The following is an 18,178-nucleotide window of genomic DNA, read 5'->3' on the forward strand; positions in this document are numbered from 1 at the left end:
CCGCGCTCGCGACGGACCGAGCCGGGCGTCGGCGGTGTGGGTGCACCGTGCCACGATGATCGACGTGATCACGATCGAGGTGCGGTCGCCCGACGCCGCCGAGCTGCGTGACGCCGGCAGGCTCACGGTCGCCGCCTATCTCGCGGACGGGCATCTGGAACCCGGCGACGACTACGGCGACTGGCTGGGTGACACGGCAGGACGCGCGGGAGGCGTCCTGGTCGCCACGGCGGGCGACACGGTGCTCGGCGCCGTGACGTGGTGTCCGCCCGGTTCCCCTCATCGCGAGGTGGCCCGAACCGACGACGAGGGCGAGTTCCGCGCGCTGGCCGTCGACCCGGCGCATCGCGGCCGGGGCGCAGCGCGCGCCCTCGTCGAGGCTTGCCTGCGGCGCGGCCGCGAGCTCGGCCTGGCCCGCATCTGGTTGTGCTCGCTCACCGAGATGACCAAAGCGCACCGGCTCTACGAGTCGATGGGTTTCCGGCGCGTGCCTGAGCGCGACTGGGTACCCGACGACGCACCCGACCTCGTGCTCCTGGCCTTCTGCCGCGAACTGTGACGGCGTCGACGCGCGCGCCCGTGAGCGGCTCGGGGATGCTGCGGCGCACGATCTGGCGCCAGCGCCGTCGGCTGCTTCTCGGTTTCCCGCTGCTCATCGCGTGGCAGTTGGGCGAGGCGATGACGCCCGTCGTCATCGGCATGGTGGTCGATCACGGCGTCGCCACCGGCGACACGCGAGCCTTCCTGTTCTGGTTGCTCGTCCTCGCCACCCTCATGGCCGGCTTCAGCCTCGCCTACCGCTTCGGCGGGCGGCTCGGCTTGCGCAGCATCCAGGAGGAGTCCCACGCGCTGCGCTCCGAGATCGCCGGGCACGTGCTCGACCCACGCGGAGCCGACACCGACGAGTTGCCCGGCGAGGTGCTGTCTCTCGCGACCGCTGACGCCGACATGACCGGGATGGTCGTGCGGCAGCTGGGCTTCGCCCTCGGCTCGCTCGTCGCCGTCCTCGCGATCGGCGGTTACCTGCTCGTCACCGACTGGGTCGTGGCAGCCCTCGTGCTGGTGGGGATGCCGCTCGTCGTCGGCGTCACCCAACTGCTGGCGCCGATGGTCGCCCGCCGCACGGAGGCGCAGCAGGAGACCGTCGCGCGGGCCTCGGGTGTGGCGAGCGATCTGATGGCCGGATTGCGGCCGCTCAAGGGCGTCGGCGCCGAGGACATCGCGATCGGTCGTTACCGCGACGCGAGTCAGGCTGCGCAACGCGCGAGCATCACCATGGCCCGCGCCTGGGGCGTCCTGGCCGGTGTGAGCTCGGGGCTGAGTGTGCTGTTCCTCGGCGTCGTCGCTGCCGTGGCAGGCGTCCGAGCGCTCGACGGCGCCATCACCCTCGGCCAGTTCATCGCGATCGTCGGGGTCGCGCAGTACCTCGCCGAACCGATCCTCGCGCTGGGCGAACTCACCGCCCAGGCCGCCGCGTCCCTCGCTTCCGGTCGGCGCATCAGCCGGTTCCTCCATACCCCTGCTCTCGTCGAGGGTGGCCCGCTGACACCCGACTCGCCCCCACGCACCCTCCGGTTCGAAGGCGTCGCCGCCGGGCCGCTGAAGGGTCTGGACCTCGAGGTGGGACGCGGTGAGTTGGTGGCCCTCGTCGCCGACGCCCCTCACGTCGACGATGCCCTCATGCGTCTCCTCTACGGCACACTCCGGCCCGATCAGGGTCGCGTGCTGCTCGGGGCGCACCCGCTGCAGGACCTGACCCTCGCCGCTCGCCGGGCGGCCATGCTGGTCAACGACCACCACGCCGACTTGTTCGAGGGGACCATCCACGACGCGATCGATCCGCGGCGCGACCTCTCCGACGAGCAGCTGACGGCCCTCCTCGTGGCCTCGGCCAGCACGGACGTCATCGCCGCCCACGCCGAAGGGCTCGACCACCGGATTCGCGCCGGCGGCGGGACGTTGTCGGGCGGCCAGCGCCAGCGGCTGACCTTGGCCCGGGCGTTGGCCGAGGACCGACCGATCCTCGTGCTCCACGAGCCGACGAGCGCTGTCGACGCGGTGACCGAGCAGCGGATCGCGACCGGGCTGCGCGAGGCGCGACGCGCCCACGCGACGCTCGTCCTCACGGCGAGTCCCGCCCTGCTCGACGTCGCCGATCGTGTCGTCGTCGTCAGGGACGGGCAGGTCGTCGACCGCGGTCAGCATCGCGAGTTGCTGCGCCGCGATGCGGACTACGCCCGGAGGGTCGCACGGTGACGACACGGGCCATCTTGCCGATCGCCGACACGGCGACGACGACCCGCCGTGCGTGGACACTGCTGCGGCGCCATCGTCGCCCCCTCGTCGCCAGCGTGGTGCTGTTCGCCGTCGTCGGCCTCAGCGGCATCGTGCCGCCCTACGTCCTCGGCGCCATCGTCGACGTCGTGCAGGACGGCACCGGTTCGACCGGCGAGGTTCTGACCCTCGCCGGCGTCATCATGGTGTCGGCGCTCGTGGGTGGCGTCGCGACTGCGGCGTCGGCCGCGCTGCTCGCGCGGGCCGCCAATCCGGCGCTCGCGCAACTCCGCGAGGACGTGCTGGAACGGGCGCTTCACCAGGATGCCGAGCGACTGGAGGAAGCCGGGACCGGCGACGTCATGTCGCGCGTCGGTGACGACGTCCGCACGATCAGCGAGTCGCTCGACAACGCGCTGCCCGAGTTCGTCCGGGCCGCGGTCGCGATCGTCTTCACCGCGGTCGGGCTGCTCGTCCTCGACTGGCGCCTGGCCCTGGCGGGGCTCGCCGCCGCGCCGTTCTACCTCATCGCACTGCGGTGGTACCTCCCCCGATCCGCGCCCTACTACCGGCGCGAACGCATCGCGCAGGGCGAACGGGCGGAGGCCCTCATGGCCGGCATCCATGGGGCGCCGACCCTGCGCGCTCTCGGGCGTCACCACCTCGCCCGTGAGCGCATCGACCACCACTCCCGCGCCGCCCTCGTGCAAGCCGTCGACGTCTACGCGCTGCTCACCCGCTTGTTCGGCCGCATCAACCTCGCCGAATGGGTCGGTCTGACCGCCGTCCTCGTGACGGGCTTCCTCCTCGTACGTGACGGTGCGGTCACCGTGGGCGCTGCCACCGCAGCCGCGTTGTACTTCCACCGCTTGTTCAACCCGATCGGGGCGGTCCTGCTGATCTTCGACCAGATCCAGGCCTCGGGCGCGTCACTCGCGCGGCTCGCCGGAGTACTGGAGCTCCCTCGCCCCCGGCCCTCGACCGACATCGTGTTCAGGCGACCCGTCATCCGGCTCGCCGGCGTCAGCCACCGCTACGGCGACGGTCCCGACGTCGTGCGCGACGTCGACCTGACCATCGCCCCGGGCGAGCGCGTCGCCGTCGTGGGGTCGACCGGCGCCGGCAAGACCACGCTGGCCTCGATCGTCGCCGGCCACGTCGGCGCCACGCGCGGCGACGTGATGATCGACGGGCACCCGTACGCCGCCATCGGTCCGGTCGATCTGCGTCGGGCGGTGGCCCTGGTCTCGCAAGAGGTTCACGTGTTCGCGACGAGCGTGCGGGAGAACGTGACGATGGGCCGTCCCGACCTCGGTGACGACGAGGTCTGGGCGGCGTTGCGCGTCGCTCGCTGCGAGGGCTGGGTGACCGCCCTCCCCGCCGGACTCGACACCCGCGTCGGGCATCTGGGGCATCCGCTGTCGTCCGCCCAGGGACAACAGCTGGCTCTCGCGCGCGTCGCGGCCCACGATCCGGCGATCGTCGTCCTGGACGAGGCGACGGCGGAGGCCGGCTCCAGCGGCGCTCGCGACCTCGATCTCGCGGCCGAAGCCGTGCTCGAGGGCCGTTCGGCGCTCATCGTGGCTCACCGGCTCAGCCAGGCTCGTCATGCCGACCGCATCCTCGTCATGGAGAACGGCCGGATCGTCGAGGAAGGCACCCACGACGCCCTCGTGGACCATGGCGGGCGGTACGCACAGTTGTGGTCCGCGTGGAGCACATCCGATCCCTTGTAAGGTGACCGCCATGGCTGCCACCGTCACCCACGTCGTCGGTTCCGAGCACACCGCCCGCGCGGTCGGGAGCGGTGACCTGGAGGTGCTCGGCACGCCGGTCGTCGTCGCCTGGCTCGAGGAGGCCACGTGCGCGGTGCTCGACCTCCCTCCCGAGCAGACCAGTGTCGGCACGCGCATCGAGATCGATCACCGAGCGCCCAGCCCCGTGGGTGCGACGATCACGGCGACCGCGTCGCTGGCCCACCAGGACGGGCGCCTGCACCGCTTCCAGGTCGCGGCGCACGACGACCGCGGCACCCTCGTCGCGAGCGGCGAGATCCGCCGGATCGTCGTGGACCGGGAGCGATTCCTCGCTCGCGTGCCCGGTGTGGGAGACTAGACGCCGAATCGTCACCAGGAGGACCTCATGGGCAAGACCGGACGCAAGCGCCGCGCACGTCGCAAGAAGAACTCGAACCACGGCAAGCGCCCCAACGCCTGAGCCGTCGGTTCGACACAGCTCGAAGCCCCATCCGGCCGGATGGGGCTTTCGCTTTTCTTCGAGTCGACCGCCGTCTAGCCTCGCCGGTGGGAGGTGAGACGCATGGGAACGGTGCCCCGCATCCGGCCGGGCGGCGGGCGGCACGTCGCCCTCGGTGCGACCGTGGCGATTCTGATGATGCTCGCGATCTTCGCTGACGCTGACGCCGCCGTGGTGGTGGGCTGGACGGGCGCCGTCGTCACACTCGGCATCTGGCTGTACCTCGTCCTCGCCGAGGCGGTCGACAGGCGGTCTGGGCCGCGATGACGGCCGGTCGCGACCTACTTTCCTCGAGTGGCGGGACCTCGGAAAGTTGTTAGGTTCGCTATAGACGTCGCTGCGCTGCTGACGTTCGTCACTCACGGATCGAGGGAGCCGATGGAAGACTCAGCCGATCTCGTCGTCCTGCTCGATCAGGACGCTCGCCCCTCGGGCACCGCGCCCCGAACGACGGTGCATAGTCGCCACACCCCGCTGCATCTCGCGTTCTCCTGTTACCTCCTCGACGACGAGGACCGCGTGCTCCTCACCCGTCGCGCCATGGAGAAGCGCACATGGCCTGGCGTGTGGACCAACTCCTTCTGCGGGCATCCGCGACCCGGCGAAGCGATCGACGACGCCGTCGTGCGGTATGCCGACCGGGAACTCGGCACGACGGTGCGTGACCTCCGTTGCCTCCTGCCGGAGTTCCGGTATCGGGCGGTCGACCCGAGCGGCGTGGTCGAGAACGAGTTCTGCCCCGTCTACCTGGCCAGACTGGACGGTCCGGTGCGCCCCGTCGCCGCCGAGGTGCTCGAGTCGCGGTGGGTGCCGCTGGCCGACCTCCGCGTCGCGGTGGGCGTCGCCTCGTGGGCCCTGAGCCCGTGGCTCGTGTCGCAGTTCGAGGAGATCGAGGCGGCAGGCTGCTGGAACGCCAGCATGCTCGGGGCCCGGCCATGAGCCTCTTCGCCTTCCGCACGGCTCCTCCGAGCAGTCCTGCCGCCCTCTACGACTCCGTCGCGGAGGCCAGCGCCGCGCTCGTCATCAAGCGGTACTCGACGTCCTTCGGCGTCGCCAGTCGCCTTCTCAGCGAACCGACGAGAACCCACGTCCGCAACGTCTACGCCCTGGTGCGCGTCGCCGACGAGATCGTCGACGCTCCCCGTCCACACGACCGCACCGGACAGCACCGGTTGCTCGATGCACTCGAGGCCGACGTCGCCGGCGCGCTGCGTGACGGCCACAGCGCCAATCTCGTCGTGCACGCCTTCGCGCGAACGGCCCGCACGTGCGCGATCGAGCCCGAGCTCATCGCACCGTTCTTCGCCTCGATGCGGATGGATCTGGACCGCGAGGAACACGACGTGGAGAGTTTCGCCAGGTACGTGTACGGGTCGGCCGAAGTGGTGGGCCTCATGTGCCTGCGCACCTTCCTCGTGGGACGTCCCGGCGGCCGTTACGAGGCGCTCGCTCCCGGAGCGCGTCGCTTGGGAGCGGCGTTCCAGAAGGTCAACTTCCTGCGCGATCTCGCCGAGGACCACCACGATCTCGGCCGGCACTACTTCCCCGGCATCGATCCAGAGACCTTGACCGATACTCAGCGCGACGTCCTGCTCGACGACATCGACGGCGACCTCGAGGTCGCCGCAGCGGCCATCCGCGGCCTTCCGGCGAACAGCCGCCGGGCCGTCCAGGTCGCTCACGGACTGTTCGCCGAGTTGTCCGCCCGGTTACGCAGGACCCCTGCCGCCGAGATCTCGCGGCGCCGCATCCGTGTCCCGGCTCCGGCCAAGCTGCGGGTCCTCACGGGCGCCCTCGTGAGAGGGGACGCGTGAGTAGACGCGCGATCGTGATCGGCGGCGGCGTCTCCGGCCTGGCGTCGGCCGCGCTCCTGGCCCACGACGGCTGGGACGTCGACCTGGTCGAGCAGGCCGACCGGCTGGGGGGCAGAGCCGCCGTCTGGGAGGACGACGGGTTCGTCTTCGACGCGGGGCCCTCATGGTTGCTCATGCCCGAGGTGTTCGACCACTTCTTCCGGCTTCTCGGCACGAGCCTGCACGATCAACTCGACCTCATCCGGCTCGACCCCGGCTACCGCGTCTTCTTCGAGCACTACGACGACTACGTCGAGATCCATGCCGATCGGGCCCGTAACGTCGCGCTCTTCGGGTCGATCGAGAACGGCGCGGACGTCGCGCTCGAGCGTTACCTCGAGTCCGCTGAGGAGGCGTACCAGCTCGCCGTGCGCCGCTTCCTCTACAGCACCTTCGAGAGGACGACGTCGGTGCTCACGCCCGACGTCATCCGTCGCGTTCCGCGCCTGGCGGTTCTGCTGACGCGCTCTCTCGGTCGTCATGTCGCGGCACGCTTCACCGACCAGCGCCTGCGCCAGATCCTCGGTTATCCCGCGGTCTTCCTGGGCACGTCGCCGGATCGCGCGCCGAGCCTGTACCACCTGATGAGCTGGATGGACCTGGCCGACGGCGTCTACTACCCGCAGGGTGGATTCGGCGCGCTGATCGATGCGGTCGCCCGCCTCGCACGCGACGCCGGGGTCCGCATCCACACCTCCACCGAGGTGACCACCCTCCGGATCGACCGATCGGGGCGACGTCCCCGGGTCACAGGAGCCGAGGTCGCCTCCGGCGACCGAACAACGGTTCTGACCGCGGACGTCGTCGTCGCCGCCACCGACCTCCATCACGTGGAGACCGAGCTGCTGCCGCGGGATCTGCAGACCTATCCCGAGACCTGGTGGGGCAGACGCGACCCGGGTCCCGGGGCCGTGCTCGTCCATCTCGGCGTCCGCGGTGAACTTCCACAGCTCGCGCATCACTCGCTGTTCTTCACCGCCGACTGGGACCGCAACTTCCGCGCCATCTTCTCCGCACCCACGCAGGTGCCGGAGCCGGCGTCCGCCTATGTGTGCCGCCCTTCGGCGACCGATCCGTCGGTCGCGCCTGACGGCGCGGAGAACGTCTTCGTGCTGGTTCCGGTGCCCGCCGACCCTGCCATCGGTCGCGGCGGGCGCGACGGCACCGGGGATCCCATGGTGGAGAAAGTCGCCGACGCCGTGATCGACCAGATCGCCACGTGGGCCGGCATCCCCGACCTCGCTGACCGGATCGTGCTGCGGCGCACCGTCGGCCCCCGCGATTTCGCCGCCGGTCTCCACGCGTGGCGAGGTGGAGCGCTCGGCCCCGGGCACACCCTCACCCAGAGTGCGTTCCTCCGTGCCGGCAACGCGTCGCGGCGCGTGGACGGGCTGCTCTACGCCGGGTCGAGCACGATCCCCGGCATCGGGTTGCCGATGTGTCTCATCAGCGCCGAACTGGTGCTCAAGCGGCTGCGCGGCGACCGCAGCACCGGTCCCCTTCGCGAACCACTCGCGGCGGGAGTGCACCGATGAGCTGGCTGTACCTGTTGTCGATCCTCGGGTCGACCTTCTGCATGGGACTGGTCGACCGCCGCTGGCGGTTGTTCCTCTTCGATCGTCCGGGGCGCGCGGTGGCCATCGTGGCCGCCGGCGGACTGCTGTTCCTCATCTGGGATCTCGTCGCCATCGCGCTCGGCATCTATCAGCGAGGGGAATCTCCGGCGATGACCGGCATCGAAGTCGCCCCCGAGCTGCCGTTGGAGGAGCTCTTCTTCATCGTCTTCCTCTGCTACCTGACGATGGTGCTCCACAGGTTGTTCTCGATGGTGATCGCCCGGCGCGAGGTACGCCCATGACCTACCTCGGGCTCGCCCTCCCGTTCGTCGGGGTCAGCGTCGCCGTCCTGACCGCCGCGGTACTGCTCCGGCGGCCGAACCGTGATTGGTGGATGGCGACCGGAACGACTCTCGTCGCGCTCCTCCTGCTCACGGCCGTCTTCGACAATCTGATGATCGCCGTCGACCTCTTCCGCTACCAGGACGACCAGATCTCGGGCATTGCCGTGGGGCTCGCGCCCATCGAGGATTTCGCCTGGCCGCTCGCCGCCGCGCTCGGACTGCCCGGGCTCTCGCTGCTTCTCAGCCGCTCTCCTGTCGACGAGGTTCGCACATGACGGCCGCCGCCCTTCATCGGCACGATCCCCGCCCGTCACCCCTGCGCCAGGTCATCGGCACGTCGCGACCGCTCAGCTGGATCAACACGGCCTACCCGTTCGGCGCGGCCTACCTGCTCGCGGGCGGCGGGCTCGATGCCGCGTTCTGGCTCGGCACGCTCTACTTCCTCGTCCCGTACAACCTGCTCATGTACGGGGTCAACGACGTCTTCGACTACGAGTCAGACCTGCGCAATCCGCGCAAGGGCGGTGTGGAGGGCGTCGTCCTGGACCGGCGCGTCCACCGGCTCACCCTCGTGCTGTCCGCGGTGACGAACGTGCCGTTCCTGATCGCGTTGGTGCTCCTCGGCGACACCACCTCGTCCGCCGTGCTCGCCGTCGTCGTCGTCGCGGTGGTCGCCTACTCGGCGCCCGTTCTGCGCGTCAAGGAACGGCCGCTACTGGACTCGATCACGTCGAGCACGCACTTCATGGGGCCGGCGGCCTTCGGGCTCGCCATCGCGGGTACCTGGCCGTCCGGCGCGGGGCTGATCCTCGGAGCATTCTTCGCCTGGGGCATCGCCTCCCACGCCTTCGGCGCCGTTCAGGACATCCGGGCGGACCGCGACGCCGGCATCGCATCGGTCGCGACGGCCGTGGGCGCCCGGGCCACCGTCTGGCTCGCGATCACGGGCTACGTCGTCTGCGGGCTCCTCCTGCTCGCCACCGGATCGATGGCCGCGATCGCCGCTGTGTTCGTCGTGCCGTACCTGCTCAACGTGGCCCCCTACGCCAGGATCCGCGACGAGGAGTGCGAACGAGCGCACGGCGGTTGGCGCCGGTTCCTGTGGCTCAACTACCTCACGGGATTCTTCGTGACCCAGTTGCTCATCTGGGCGACGATCGGCTGGTAGCGGTCCCGCCACCGGATCCACGGCGGGCGCACCGCCCAGTTCACCCGCAGCGTGCGCCAGGCGCGGTCGAGCCGTCGCCGTCGCTGGCTCCGCCCCCGCAACGAGCGCGCCGATACCCCGACGGTGACCGGGACGAGCCGGATCCGCGCCTCCGGCCCGAGCGCGAACGCCAGGTCGAGGTCGTCATGCACCTCAGCGTCGGTGCGATGGACGCCCTCGCGGGCGACGTCCCAGCTGCTTCGCCGGAAGGCCATGTTCGAGCCCCACAGGCTCGTGTGGCCGAGCGCGAGATGGGTGGCGGCGTAATAGGCGCCGAGGTAGATCGCGGCGACGAGATGACGGCTGCCGCGCGGAAGGTCGTGGAACCAGCCGAGGCCGCTCACCGCGTCGAGCGAGGGGTCGGCGGTCAGCGGAGCGACGAGCCGTTCGAGCCAGCGGCGTCCTGGGACGGTGTCGGCGTCGCACCGCACGATGAGGTCGCCTTTCACGGCGTCGTAGCCCCGCGCCGCGGCTGCGGGGATACCGACGTGCGACTCGGTCACGACGCGAGCGCCGCGGGCGCGTGCGACGCGGACCGTGTCGTCGCTCGACGCGTTGTCGACCACCACGATCTCGAGTGGACGCACGGTCTGCCGGGCCAATCGATCGAGGCAGGCTCCGAGCGCCAGCGCGTCGTCGCGAACCGGGATCACCACGGACACACTCGGTCGCGGATCGCCGTTCATCGGCGCGCACCTGCCGAACGGCCCCGGGCGAGCAGCACCGCCGCGGTCAGGGCACCGGCCGTTCCAGCGGCCAGATCGCCGATGGTGTCGGAGTACCCGACCTGAATGCGGTCGTCGAGGTAGGTGTGACCGATCCACTCGCCGAATTCCCACAGCGTCGCGAGCGCGACGCCGAGCGACGCGGCGATGACGGCGCTGCCGGCCCGGACCCTCGGCAGACTCGGCTCGTCGACGGCCGCGACCATCGCGAGTCGAACCAGCAGGAGATACGTCATGGCCGCGACGAGCCCGGTGGCTGCTGCATGGATGACAAGATCGAGCCACTCGAACCGGACGTACCAGTCGAGCACGGAGGCCCACGCGGCCAGCAGCAGCGTCGCGCTGTAGGCCGTATCCAGGCGGACGGGAACGCCGAGCGCTCGCGGAATCATGGTTCCACCGAGGACGAGGAAGAACAGCGCCCCCGCCACGCCGTCGAACCACCCCAGCCCCACTACGACGCTCACGGCAGCCGCGACCCGGATCGCATCGGCGAGGACGAGACCGGCGGTCCCGGCGCGGGTCGCGAGCGCATCAGCCATGGGCGTCAACCTACCGAGGTCGCGCGCCGACGGCTGGGTCAGCGATCCTGCTGGATCTCGATCTGGACCGAGCGAATCGAGAGCAGGACGCGATCACGCAGCGGCTGAGGTGCCACCTCGCTGCAGGAACGCGAGACGAGCGTCTTGACCAGCACCTCAAGGTCGAACTCGGTCAGGCATTCCTGGCAGCCGTCGATGTGTGCCTGGATCTCATCGCAGCTGGCGTTGTCCAGCTCGTGGTCGATGAACAGGTAGAGGCGCTCGAGCGCCTTCTCGCAATCAGGTCCTTCGCAGCTCATGCCTCGTCACCCGCCTTCGCCACCGCCATGCCGCGCTGGCGCGCGTAATCGGCGAGCATCTCGCGCAACTGCCGACGGCCGCGGTGGAGCCGAGACATGACAGTGCCGATCGGCGTGTCCATGATCTCGGCGATCTCCTTGTACGGGAAGCCCTCGACGTCCGCGAGGTACACCGCATAGCGGAAATCCTCCGGCAACGCCTGCAGCGCTTCCTTGACGTCGTTGTCGGGAAGGCGCTCGAGCGCCTCCATCTCCGCGGACTTCAACCCGCTCGAGGTGTGTGACTCGGCCGCGGCGACCTGCCAGTCCTCGATCTCCTCGCTGACCTGCTGCGGCTGGCGCTGCTTCTTGCGATAGGAGTTGATGTAGGTGTTGGTCAAGATCCGGTACAACCACGCCTTGAGGTTGGTGCCGGGCTTGAACTGGTGGAACGCGGTGAAGGCCTTGGCATACGTCTCCTGCACCAGGTCCTCGGCGTCCGCCGGGTTGCGCGTCATGCGCAGGGCGGCCGAGTACAGCTGGTCCAGGAACGGCAACGCGTCGGCCTCGAACCGCGCCTGTCGCTGTTCAGGGGTCTCTTGGTCGAGCGCTACGTCGTCAGCCATCCCTACCAAGTCTAGGGGGCTGGTTCTTTCCGGGCACGCGAGCATCGATGTCCTCCTCGCCGTGGTCAACGATGCGCGTCCCCCAGCTATTCCATCGGCAGCGGCTCGATGAGTTCACGACCGTTGTTGCGCACGTTGTTGACGGCCGTCGAAACGGGCCACAGGTCGAGGACGCCCGGAGTGGCGGGCAGCAGCTCTCCGAGCACCCCGGCGCCCTCCTGACCGGGGTCGAGCCATGCCTCCTGCAGGTCGGCGGGGACCAGCAGGGGTGCGCGGTCGTGGATGCGACCGTCGTCGCCCTCGGCCGAAGTGGTGAGAATGGTGTAGCTGAGCACCCACTGCCCCTCGGGGTCCTTCCAGAACTCGTAGAGTCCCGCCAGCGCGAGCGCCTGTCCCTCACGGCCCGTGAGATAGAAGGGCTGTTTTCGGGGCTTGGCCTCCCCATCACGGGGCTGCGGCTGGTACCACTCGTAGAACCCATCGGCAGGCACGAGCGCGCGGCGCCGGGCGAAGGCCTTGCGGAACGAGGGCTTCTCGCCCACGGTCTCGGATCGGGCGTTGATGAGCCGGTTGCCGATGCTCGGGTCCTTGGCCCAGGACGGGATGAGCCCCCAGCGGGCCGTGACGACCTCGCGCCGGGTGGCGGCCGCGTCGTCGTCGCGTCGGGCGACGACGAGAGGTTCGGACTTCGTGGGAGCCACGTTGTAGTCCTCGCCCGTGTCGGTGTAAAGGTCGCCCAGCGAGGCCTCGAAGTCGCGCTCGAGGGTGGAGGGCGTCCGGGACGTGGCATAACGACCGCACATACCGATGTGTCTACCACCCGGCAGTGACGACGCAGCCGAAACACCCGTGACGCGCAGGCGGCTGTCTTTTGCGGCTCAGGCACTTACCATGGAACGGACGCCGACCCAGGAGCTCCCCGCATGACCTTCGCCGACGCCCGCTCGCGTGACGACGCGAGCCTCGTCCAGGCGACCCGCGGAGGCGACCACGCCGCGTACTCCGAACTCTTCGAACGGCATCGGGACGCCGTCGAGCATCTCGCCGACATCGTCACCCGGGGTCGCGGCGCCGAGACCCTCGTGAACGCGACCTACGTCGAAGGACTGGGGCGCGTGCTGGACGGCGGCGCCGCCGGAGCGGCGTTCCGGCCCTGGATTCTGCAGGTGACGGTCGACTGCCACGGCAGTCCGGCACCTGCCACCACCGCGAGCGCGGCGTTCTGGTCCCTCACCGTCGGCCAGCAGGAGCTGATCTGGTCGGCGGTCGTCGACGACGCCCCCGTGGACTCCTCCGAACTGGCAGCGGCAGCGGAGCGCTGGCGCACGGAGTTCCTGCGGCGGCAGCGCGACGATGCCTCCGCGCGCCATGCCCGCACGCACCTCGACGACCTGGCCGGGCACGCGGACGCGTGCGCGACCTGTCTCGGGTTGTGGTGGGCGGCCGACGAACTCGCCACTGCTCCCTCGCTGGCCCGCACCGTGCTGGGCCCGGGCGGAGAGCGCTACCTGCGCCAACCGCCACTCGACCGCCGCCGCCAGCGGCCTCGACCGCGCTGGGTCCCCGCGACGTTCGTCGCGTCGGTGGCCGCCGTGCTGCTCGCCACCAGCATCGGAGCACTGGCCGTCGCCCAATGGGGCCCCGGGAGCGTCCCACCGGCGTGGCGCACCTCTGCCCCCGCTCCGACGCCCGCCCCCAGCACGGACACCGCGCCACCGTCGGGCAACACCCCGGCCGAGCCCACGGTGTCCCCGACGCCTACGGCCGAGCCTGGTTCACCGACGCCGGACACGGCCCCCACGCCGTCGGACACCGCCCCGACGCCGACGCCCACAGCCCCCACGACCGGGGGCGGACCATCCGTTCCGGAGGCCATGTCGGTCGGCTTCGCTTTCGGCGACCCGCGCGACGAGTACGTGTCGCGCAACGGTGCGACCTACCAGGCCCGGCACATCCGCTTCCAGGTCGTCGCGGAGCCCGCACAAGGCACGCACCGGCGCACGGTCATGATGCGATTCGAGTTCGCCGGGGCGGTCACGTTCCTCGGCAGCAGCGCGGAGCTGTCCTGCACGCCCTCCTTCCGCACGGTCACGTGCACCACGGCGTTGGCACCGGGCAACAGCGTGACCGGGACGCTCACGGTCGAGGATCCGCAGGGTTCCGGCCGTGCGCGCGTCCACACGAGCGACGATCCGTCCGCCGTCCGTGATCACATCTTCGACTTCGGCCCGTGGGCGGGCGCCGAAAGCGCGAGCCCTCCGCCTCCCCCGCGCGAAGAGACGGCCGGCGGGACCGCGTCGGAAGAGCCGAGCGCCCCCTGAGCGAGTCGTGCACCGGGCCAGGGTGCGGTAAGAATGTCGTATGACCCTTTTGCGAACCGTCGCCCGCCCGATGCTCGCGTCGATGTTCCTCTACGGAGGCACGATGGCGTTGCGCAACGCCCCGGCCATGGCACCCAAGGTGCAGCCGCTGGCCGACAAGGTCCAGAAGGTGATCCCCTCCGCGAACGCGGTCACGCTCGCGCGGGTCAACGCCGCCGTGCACGTCGCCGCCGGACTCAGCCTGGCCACCGGGCACTTCCCGCGCGCCAGCGCGCTGGCGATCGCCGCCACCATGCCGGCCACCACCGCCACAGGGCATCAGTTCTGGAACGAGACCGACCCGGACGCACGCCGCAACCAGACCATCCACTTCATGAAGAACGTGTCGATGACCGGCGGCCTGCTGCTCTCGGCACTCGACCCCGATCCGCACAAGAAGTGGGTGGGTGCCCGAGCCAAGAAGAAGGTCGCGGCCGCCGGGCACGCCATCGCCGACCAGGTCGACGAGCTGCGGAGCTGAAGGCTTGACGCCATGGTGGCCCGCTCCCCATCGTGAGCGCCCGATCGACGCCGAGGTCGTCGTCCCGGGATCGAAGTCCCTGACCAACCGCGCCCTCGTGCTCGCCGCGCTCGCGGCTCGCGGCACCTCGCGACTGCACCAACCACTCGTCTCGCGCGACACCGAGCTCATGGCCGCGGCCCTCGAGAGCCTCGGGGCCCGCATCGAGCGCGATGCCGACTCCTGGACCGTCCATCCGCTTCAGCCCACCACGGAACCGGCGACGGTCGACTGCGGGCTGGCCGGCACCGTGATGCGGTTCGTCCCGCCGGTGGCGGCGCTCGGTTCGGCACCCGTCACCTTCGACGGCGACCCCCGCGCGCGCGAGCGTCCGATGGCCGGCACGATCGCGGGCCTGCGTGCTCTCGGCGTGAAGGTCGAGGACGAGGACCGCGGCACCTTGCCGTTCACGGTGATGGGCGAGGGCGGCGTCACCGGCGGCCTGGTCGAGGTGGACGCGTCGTCCTCCAGCCAGTTCGTGTCCGCGCTCCTGCTCGTCGGCGCCCGGTTCCGGGAGGGCCTCGATCTGCGCCACACCGGCGCCGTGCTGCCGTCCCAACCGCACATCGACATGACGGTGACCGAACTGCGGCGACGGGGGGTCGTGGTCGACTCGACTCCCGGACGCTGGACCATCCAGCCCGGTCCGATCGCCCCGCTCGACGCGACGATCGAACCCGACCTGTCCAACGCCGGCGGATACGTGGCTGCGGCACTCGTCACCGGCGGCCGCGTCCGGGTGCGGTACTGGCCGGAGGAGACCGACCAGGCCGGTGACGCCTGGCAGCGACTCGTCCCGGCCTTCGGCGGCGAGGTGCACCGCGACGGCGACACCCTCGAATTCCGCGGTACCGGCACGCTGCAGGGCGCCGACTTGGATCTGCACGATGTCGGCGAACTGACGCCCGTCGTGGCCGCGATCGCAGCCCTGGCCGAGGGGCCGACCACGTTGCGTGGAATCGCCCATCTACGCGGCCACGAGACCGACCGGCTCGCGGCCCTGGCGACCGAGATCAACGGCCTCGGCGGAGCCGTCACCGAGACCGACGACGGCTTGCACATCGATCCGCGATCACTGCGCGCCGGACGGTTCCACACCTACGCCGACCACCGCATGGCGCACGCCGGCGTCGTGCTCGGACTGCGCGTGCCCGGGATCGAGATCGAGGACATCGCCACCACGGCCAAGACGTATCCCACGTTCGCGCGGGACTGGACGGAGTTCACCCGGTGAGTCCGCGCGAACGCGACGAGCACGAGCGCTTCGAGCGCCCGCGTCGTCGCGGCAGCCGTCCGCGCACGAAAGACCGCCCCACGTACGATGCAGCGTCCGTGGCCCGGGTGGTGACGATCGATCGCGGTCGGTACACCCTCACGGCGGAGGACGGCACCGTGTTCACCGCGATGAAGTCCAGGCCCCTCGGCCGCCAGGGCGTCGTGGTCGGCGACGAGGTGCGCGTCGTGGGCGACCTGTCAGGCCGCGAAGGCACGCTGGCGCGGATCGTCGAGGTCCTCCCCCGCCGCACCGTGCTGCGGCGCACCGCGGACGACGACGAAGCCCTCGAGCGCGTCATCGTCGCCAACGCCGACCGCATGGTCATCGTGCAGGCGCTCGCCGACCCTCCGCCGCGGATGGGGCTCATCGACCGTTGTCTCGTGGCGGCCTTCGACGCGGGCATCGAACCCATCGTGTGCTTCACCAAGGCTGACCTCGGCTCCCCCGACGAACTACTCGCCCTGCTGCGACCGCTCGACGTCCGGGTCGTGGTCACCCAGCGGGGCGGACCGCTGGATGAAGTGCGCGACGAACTGCGCGATCACACCAGCGTGCTCGTCGGGCACAGCGGGGTTGGCAAGTCGACACTGGTCAACGCGCTCGTGCCCGACGCCGACCGTGCGACCAGTCACGTCAACGAGGTGACGGGGCGGGGCCGGCACACGTCCACCTCCGCGCAGCTGCTGGCTCTGCCCTTCGGCGGGTCGATCATCGACACTCCGGGCATCCGCTCGTTCGGCCTGCGCCACGTCGAGACCGACCACATCATCCGCGCGTTCCCCGATCTCGCGGAGGTCGCGCTCGACTGCCCGCGCGGCTGCACGCATCTGGTCGAGGAGCCCGAGTGCGCCCTCGACGTCGCGGTCGCCGAGGGACGCCTCCCTGCCGAGCGGGTCACGTCGTTCCGGCGCATCCTCGCGAGCCGCGCGACCGCCGCGGAGTACTAGGTCCTCCACCGTCGAGCCGGTGCCGGACGGCGGTTGCGTACGCTGTGGCCATGGCCAACCCCTATCTCGACGACCTGCGCCTCGCGCACGTGCTCGCCGACTCGGCCGACAACCTGAGCATGGACCGTTTCGGCGCGGTCGATCTGAACGTCTCCACCAAGCCCGACATGACGTACGTGACGGAGTCCGATCAGGCGGTGGAGGCGGCGATCCGGCGCACCCTCGCCTCCGCCCGCAGTCGCGACATCGTGCTCGGCGAGGAGGAGGGCGAGACCGAGGGCAGCACCGGGAGCTCCGAGCGCCGCTGGATCGTCGACCCGATCGACGGCACCTCCAACTTCGTGCGGGGCGTCCCGGTGTGGGGCACCCTCATCGCACTGGAGGAAGCCGGCGAGATCGTGGTGGGTTGCGTCTCCGCACCCGCCCTCGGCCGCCGCTGGTGGGCCTCGAAGGGCGGCGGCGCGCACACCGGCAAGTCACTGCTCAACGCGCGCCAGATCCAGGTGTCGCAGGTCAACGAACTGTCGGCCGCCTCGATCTCCTACGCCTCGCTCGGCGGGTGGGAGCAGATCGGCAAACGTGACGACTTCCTGCATCTGCTCTCTCGCGCCTGGCGCACCCGCGCCTACGGTGACTTCTGGTCCTACATGCTGCTCGCCGAGGGGGCGGTGGACATCGCCGCCGAACCGGAGCTCAACCTGTGGGACATGGCCGCGCTCGACATCATCGTCCGCGAGGCCGGCGGACGGTTCACGAGTTTGTCCGGTGAACCGGGCCCCTGGGGCGGCAACGCGCTCGCCACGAACGGTCGGCTGCACGACACGGCGATGGCGTTCGTCGGGTACTTCCCCGACGACGAGCCCGAGCCCTCCCCCGATCCGACGGACAACGTGCGCCACCTGGATCTGCGTCGTCGCTCCTGAGGTCTGGCGCGTTGATGTGACACAGGTTACATTCGGGACATCTCTGGAGGTGTCCCATGCGTGTCCGCGACGTTCTCAGCTCCAAGGGCAGTGACCGGGTCTTCACGGTCAGCCCGCACACGACGATGCCCGCCCTGCTCGCGGCCTTGGCCGAGCACAACGTGGGGGCGCTCGTCGTCAGCGACGACGGGGTCACGATCCTCGGCATCGTGTCCGAGCGCGACATCGTCCGCAAGCTCCGCGAGCTGCCCGATCCCCGCGCGGCGACCGTGGAGTCGATCATGACCGTCGACATCCAGGTCTGCCGCCTCGACGATCCGCTGACCGACCTCATGTCGACGATGACCGAGTACCGGGTACGGCACGTCCCGGTCGTCGAGGACGGCGCACTGGTCGGCCTCGTCAGCATCGGTGACGCCGTGAAGTACCGCATGGAGCAGCTGCTGTTCGAGCGCGACCAGCTCGAACAGTACGTCCAGGGCTGAGTGCTC

At 70.5% G+C, this 18,178-nt stretch carries 23 protein-coding genes; 18 read left to right on the forward strand and 5 right to left on the reverse strand.

Features of this window, described 5'->3' with window-relative positions:
• Nucleotides 1–55: 55 nt before the first annotated feature.
• From EHW97_RS13010 to EHW97_RS13060, 12 genes are all read left to right on the forward strand, one after another.
• Complete coding sequence (locus tag EHW97_RS13010; RefSeq protein ID WP_124237609.1) at nt 56–559, forward strand: GNAT family N-acetyltransferase; 504 nt, start codon at nt 56–58, stop codon at nt 557–559.
• 20 nt (nt 560–579) lie between these two features.
• Nucleotides 580–2,256: an ABC transporter ATP-binding protein gene (locus EHW97_RS13015; RefSeq protein WP_124237610.1), complete on the forward strand. Its 1,677-nt coding sequence runs from the start codon at nt 580–582 to the stop codon at nt 2,254–2,256.
• Nucleotides 2,253–4,010: an ABC transporter ATP-binding protein gene (locus tag EHW97_RS13020; protein ID WP_124237611.1), complete on the forward strand. Its 1,758-nt coding sequence runs from the start codon at nt 2,253–2,255 to the stop codon at nt 4,008–4,010. The genes EHW97_RS13015 and EHW97_RS13020 overlap by 4 nt, the downstream gene beginning before the upstream one ends.
• 10 nt (nt 4,011–4,020) lie before the next feature.
• Nucleotides 4,021–4,389, forward strand: a complete 369-nt coding sequence (locus EHW97_RS13025; protein WP_124237612.1) for a thioesterase family protein — start codon at nt 4,021–4,023, stop codon at nt 4,387–4,389.
• A 27-nt stretch (nt 4,390–4,416) separates the two neighbouring features.
• A complete protein-coding gene (locus EHW97_RS15985; RefSeq protein WP_378079941.1) occupies nt 4,417–4,491 on the forward strand; it encodes a 50S ribosomal protein bL37 in 75 nt (24 codons plus the stop codon).
• 102 nt (nt 4,492–4,593) lie between these two features.
• Nucleotides 4,594–4,797 (forward strand): hypothetical protein, encoded by a 204-nt coding sequence (locus tag EHW97_RS13030; RefSeq protein WP_124237613.1) that lies wholly within the window; start codon nt 4,594–4,596, stop codon nt 4,795–4,797.
• A gap of 111 nt (nt 4,798–4,908) precedes the next feature.
• The gene (idi, locus tag EHW97_RS13035) at nt 4,909–5,469 is read left to right on the forward strand and encodes an isopentenyl-diphosphate Delta-isomerase (protein ID WP_124237614.1); all 561 of its coding nucleotides are present in this window, start codon (nt 4,909–4,911) and stop codon (nt 5,467–5,469) included.
• Nucleotides 5,466–6,344 (forward strand): phytoene/squalene synthase family protein, encoded by an 879-nt coding sequence (locus EHW97_RS13040; RefSeq protein WP_124237615.1) that lies wholly within the window; start codon nt 5,466–5,468, stop codon nt 6,342–6,344. The genes idi and EHW97_RS13040 overlap by 4 nt, the downstream gene beginning before the upstream one ends.
• Entirely contained in the window at nt 6,341–7,918 is a 1,578-nt protein-coding gene (gene crtI, locus EHW97_RS13045) for a phytoene desaturase family protein (RefSeq protein ID WP_124237616.1), read from the forward strand. Before EHW97_RS13040 ends, crtI begins: the two co-directional genes overlap by 4 nt.
• Nucleotides 7,915–8,241, forward strand: a complete 327-nt coding sequence (locus tag EHW97_RS13050) for a lycopene cyclase domain-containing protein (RefSeq protein ID WP_124237617.1) — start codon at nt 7,915–7,917, stop codon at nt 8,239–8,241. The genes crtI and EHW97_RS13050 overlap by 4 nt, the downstream gene beginning before the upstream one ends.
• Nucleotides 8,238–8,558, forward strand: a complete 321-nt coding sequence (locus tag EHW97_RS13055) for a lycopene cyclase domain-containing protein (RefSeq protein WP_124237618.1) — start codon at nt 8,238–8,240, stop codon at nt 8,556–8,558. The genes EHW97_RS13050 and EHW97_RS13055 overlap by 4 nt, the downstream gene beginning before the upstream one ends.
• A complete protein-coding gene (locus EHW97_RS13060) occupies nt 8,555–9,451 on the forward strand; it encodes a prenyltransferase (protein WP_124237619.1) in 897 nt (298 codons plus the stop codon). Before EHW97_RS13055 ends, EHW97_RS13060 begins: the two co-directional genes overlap by 4 nt.
• Here the strand turns inward: EHW97_RS13060 and EHW97_RS13065 are convergent.
• The 5 genes from EHW97_RS13065 to EHW97_RS13085 all read right to left on the reverse strand — a co-directional run bounded on the left by EHW97_RS13065 (nt 9,394) and on the right by EHW97_RS13085 (nt 12,464).
• Complete coding sequence (locus tag EHW97_RS13065) at nt 9,394–10,146, reverse strand: glycosyltransferase family A protein (protein ID WP_208002036.1); 753 nt, start codon at nt 10,144–10,146, stop codon at nt 9,394–9,396. The genes EHW97_RS13060 and EHW97_RS13065 overlap by 58 nt on opposite strands.
• A gap of 26 nt (nt 10,147–10,172) precedes the next feature.
• The gene (locus tag EHW97_RS13070) at nt 10,173–10,757 is read right to left on the reverse strand and encodes a DUF2238 domain-containing protein (RefSeq protein ID WP_124237621.1); all 585 of its coding nucleotides are present in this window, start codon (nt 10,755–10,757) and stop codon (nt 10,173–10,175) included.
• 38 nt (nt 10,758–10,795) lie between these two features.
• Entirely contained in the window at nt 10,796–11,056 is a 261-nt protein-coding gene (gene rsrA / locus EHW97_RS13075; RefSeq protein ID WP_124237622.1) for a mycothiol system anti-sigma-R factor, read from the reverse strand.
• Complete coding sequence (locus EHW97_RS13080) at nt 11,053–11,661, reverse strand: sigma-70 family RNA polymerase sigma factor (protein WP_208002037.1); 609 nt, start codon at nt 11,659–11,661, stop codon at nt 11,053–11,055. The genes rsrA and EHW97_RS13080 overlap by 4 nt, the downstream gene beginning before the upstream one ends.
• An 86-nt stretch (nt 11,662–11,747) precedes the next feature.
• Nucleotides 11,748–12,464: an SOS response-associated peptidase gene (locus EHW97_RS13085; protein WP_124237624.1), complete on the reverse strand. Its 717-nt coding sequence runs from the start codon at nt 12,462–12,464 to the stop codon at nt 11,748–11,750.
• Between the two features lie 120 nt (nt 12,465–12,584).
• On the opposite strand from EHW97_RS13085, the gene EHW97_RS13090 reads away from it, so the two are divergent.
• Genes EHW97_RS13090 through EHW97_RS13115 form a run of 6 tightly spaced genes read left to right on the forward strand, consistent with a single transcriptional unit; the run spans nt 12,585 to nt 18,172 of the window.
• Nucleotides 12,585–13,982, forward strand: coding sequence for an RNA polymerase sigma factor (locus tag EHW97_RS13090; RefSeq protein ID WP_124237625.1), 1,398 nt, complete (start codon nt 12,585–12,587; stop codon nt 13,980–13,982).
• A gap of 40 nt (nt 13,983–14,022) precedes the next feature.
• Nucleotides 14,023–14,502 (forward strand): DoxX family protein, encoded by a 480-nt coding sequence (locus EHW97_RS13095; protein ID WP_124237626.1) that lies wholly within the window; start codon nt 14,023–14,025, stop codon nt 14,500–14,502.
• A gap of 4 nt (nt 14,503–14,506) precedes the next feature.
• Nucleotides 14,507–15,775: a 3-phosphoshikimate 1-carboxyvinyltransferase gene (gene aroA, locus EHW97_RS15570; protein ID WP_124237627.1), complete on the forward strand. Its 1,269-nt coding sequence runs from the start codon at nt 14,507–14,509 to the stop codon at nt 15,773–15,775.
• Nucleotides 15,772–16,764: a ribosome small subunit-dependent GTPase A gene (rsgA, locus tag EHW97_RS13105; RefSeq protein WP_208002038.1), complete on the forward strand. Its 993-nt coding sequence runs from the start codon at nt 15,772–15,774 to the stop codon at nt 16,762–16,764. Before aroA ends, rsgA begins: the two co-directional genes overlap by 4 nt.
• 50 nt (nt 16,765–16,814) lie before the next feature.
• Nucleotides 16,815–17,687, forward strand: a complete 873-nt coding sequence (locus tag EHW97_RS13110; protein ID WP_124237629.1) for an inositol monophosphatase family protein — start codon at nt 16,815–16,817, stop codon at nt 17,685–17,687.
• 56 nt (nt 17,688–17,743) lie between these two features.
• On the forward strand, nt 17,744–18,172 hold the full coding sequence (locus EHW97_RS13115; protein ID WP_124237630.1) for a CBS domain-containing protein: 429 nt from the start codon (nt 17,744–17,746) through the stop codon (nt 18,170–18,172).
• Nucleotides 18,173–18,178: the final 6 nt, after the last annotated feature.

It is taken from the genome of Aeromicrobium camelliae, assembly GCF_003850045.1.
GTDB lineage: Bacteria > Actinomycetota > Actinomycetes > Propionibacteriales > Nocardioidaceae > Aeromicrobium > Aeromicrobium camelliae.

What these genes read in the sequence shown, in the direction of transcription:
- EHW97_RS13010 (WP_124237609.1), top strand. Translation starts at nt 56, where the DNA reads ATGATCGACGTGATCACGATCGAGGTGCGGTCGCCCGACGCCGCCGAG.
- EHW97_RS13070 (WP_124237621.1), bottom strand. Translation starts at nt 10,757, where the DNA reads ATGGCTGATGCGCTCGCGACCCGCGCCGGGACCGCCGGTCTCGTCCTC.
- EHW97_RS13055 (WP_124237618.1), top strand. Translation starts at nt 8,238, where the DNA reads ATGACCTACCTCGGGCTCGCCCTCCCGTTCGTCGGGGTCAGCGTCGCC.
- idi (WP_124237614.1), top strand. Translation starts at nt 4,909, where the DNA reads ATGGAAGACTCAGCCGATCTCGTCGTCCTGCTCGATCAGGACGCTCGC.
- EHW97_RS13050 (WP_124237617.1), top strand. Translation starts at nt 7,915, where the DNA reads ATGAGCTGGCTGTACCTGTTGTCGATCCTCGGGTCGACCTTCTGCATG.
- EHW97_RS13115 (WP_124237630.1), top strand. Translation starts at nt 17,744, where the DNA reads ATGCGTGTCCGCGACGTTCTCAGCTCCAAGGGCAGTGACCGGGTCTTC.
- EHW97_RS13085 (WP_124237624.1), bottom strand. Translation starts at nt 12,464, where the DNA reads ATGTGCGGTCGTTATGCCACGTCCCGGACGCCCTCCACCCTCGAGCGC.
- EHW97_RS13090 (WP_124237625.1), top strand. Translation starts at nt 12,585, where the DNA reads ATGACCTTCGCCGACGCCCGCTCGCGTGACGACGCGAGCCTCGTCCAG.
- EHW97_RS13110 (WP_124237629.1), top strand. Translation starts at nt 16,815, where the DNA reads ATGGCCAACCCCTATCTCGACGACCTGCGCCTCGCGCACGTGCTCGCC.
- EHW97_RS13080 (WP_208002037.1), bottom strand. Translation starts at nt 11,661, where the DNA reads ATGGCTGACGACGTAGCGCTCGACCAAGAGACCCCTGAACAGCGACAG.
- EHW97_RS13030 (WP_124237613.1), top strand. Translation starts at nt 4,594, where the DNA reads ATGGGAACGGTGCCCCGCATCCGGCCGGGCGGCGGGCGGCACGTCGCC.
- EHW97_RS13040 (WP_124237615.1), top strand. Translation starts at nt 5,466, where the DNA reads ATGAGCCTCTTCGCCTTCCGCACGGCTCCTCCGAGCAGTCCTGCCGCC.
- EHW97_RS13025 (WP_124237612.1), top strand. Translation starts at nt 4,021, where the DNA reads ATGGCTGCCACCGTCACCCACGTCGTCGGTTCCGAGCACACCGCCCGC.
- rsrA (WP_124237622.1), bottom strand. Translation starts at nt 11,056, where the DNA reads ATGAGCTGCGAAGGACCTGATTGCGAGAAGGCGCTCGAGCGCCTCTAC.
- EHW97_RS13095 (WP_124237626.1), top strand. Translation starts at nt 14,023, where the DNA reads ATGACCCTTTTGCGAACCGTCGCCCGCCCGATGCTCGCGTCGATGTTC.
- EHW97_RS13060 (WP_124237619.1), top strand. Translation starts at nt 8,555, where the DNA reads ATGACGGCCGCCGCCCTTCATCGGCACGATCCCCGCCCGTCACCCCTG.